The organism is Kitasatospora sp. NPDC048540 (assembly GCF_040651175.1).
Classification (GTDB): Bacteria; Actinomycetota; Actinomycetes; order Streptomycetales; family Streptomycetaceae; genus Kitasatospora.
The window spans coordinates 1-1,118 of sequence record NZ_JBEZIR010000282.1 but is presented as its reverse complement, the minus strand read 5'-3'; the positions used below and the strand labels follow the sequence as shown (position 1 = coordinate 1,118).

The 1,118-nt window shown below is 73.1% G+C and carries 1 protein-coding gene; it reads right to left on the bottom strand.

Annotated features, from left to right (window positions below):
* Positions 1-825, bottom strand: an 825-nt coding sequence (locus tag AB0D08_RS40860; protein WP_359895444.1) for a DEAD/DEAH box helicase, incomplete at its 3' end; no start/stop codon positions are given.
* Positions 826-1,118: the final 293 nt, after the last annotated feature.

Here is a 1,118-nt window from a genome sequence, read left to right as displayed (position 1 = left end):
CGGGTCCACCGAGTGCGTGACCGGGTCGTTCAGGAAGCGGCGCACCAGGCGGTCGACGTTGCGGTCCAGGGTGGCGGAGAACAGCATCGTCTGGCAGCCCTCGGCGACCTGGTCGAGGAGCTCGGTGACCTGCGGCAGGAAGCCCATGTCGGCCATCTGGTCGGCCTCGTCGAGGACGGTGATGCCGACCCCGTCCAGCTGGCAGTCGCCGCGCTGGATCAGGTCCTTGAGCCGGCCGGGGGTGGCCACCACGACCTCCGCCCCCCGGTTCAGCGTCTGCGCCTGGCGTCCGATCGACATTCCGCCCACCACCGTCGCCATCCGCAGCCGAACCGCGTGGGCGAACGGGGTGAGGGCATCGGTGACCTGCTGCGCGAGCTCACGGGTGGGAACCAGCACCAGGGCCAGCGGCCGGCGCGGCTCGGCCTTCTGCCCGGCGGTGCGGGCCAGCACGGCGAGGCCGAACGCGATGGTCTTGCCGGAGCCGGTGCGGCCACGTCCCAGGACGTCACGGCCGGCGAGCGAGTTCGGCAGCGTGGCGGCCTGGATCGGGAACGGCGTGGTGACGCCCTGACGGGTCAGCACCGACAGCAGCGCCTTCGGCATGTCCAGCTCCTCGAACGCCTCGACGGCCGGCAGCGCCGGAGTGGTGCTCACCGGCATCGCGAACTCGCCCTGAGCGAACGAGCCCTGACGGGAGCTCCGGCCGCTGGCGGGCCGGTCGCCGTAGAAGGAGCTGCCGCCGGAGCGGGATCCGTAGGAGCGGGCGGAGGCCGAGGAGCGGGAGTTGGTGTTCTGGTACGGGGAGCGGCTGGAGCGGTTCATGCGAAACCTTCCTGGGACGGCACGTCGCGAGGAGGCTCCGCAGCGCGGGGCGCCGGCAGGAGGCCGCGAGGGAACGGGCCGAAAGTGTGGTGCGGGACGTGGACGGTGAAACCGTGCGGCACGTCACCTGCGGTCGGCGCTCACCGCGGGGCGGGAGCGAAGATCCTCGAACCGTGGGGTGTCACGGCAGGGCGCCGATCCGGACGCGGCGCAGGGCGTCTCGCGTGCGGATGGCCGCCGGTGGCGGAGCCGGGGGCCTGAACGGCCGGGGTGTGCGTCGTGGCGCAATGCCG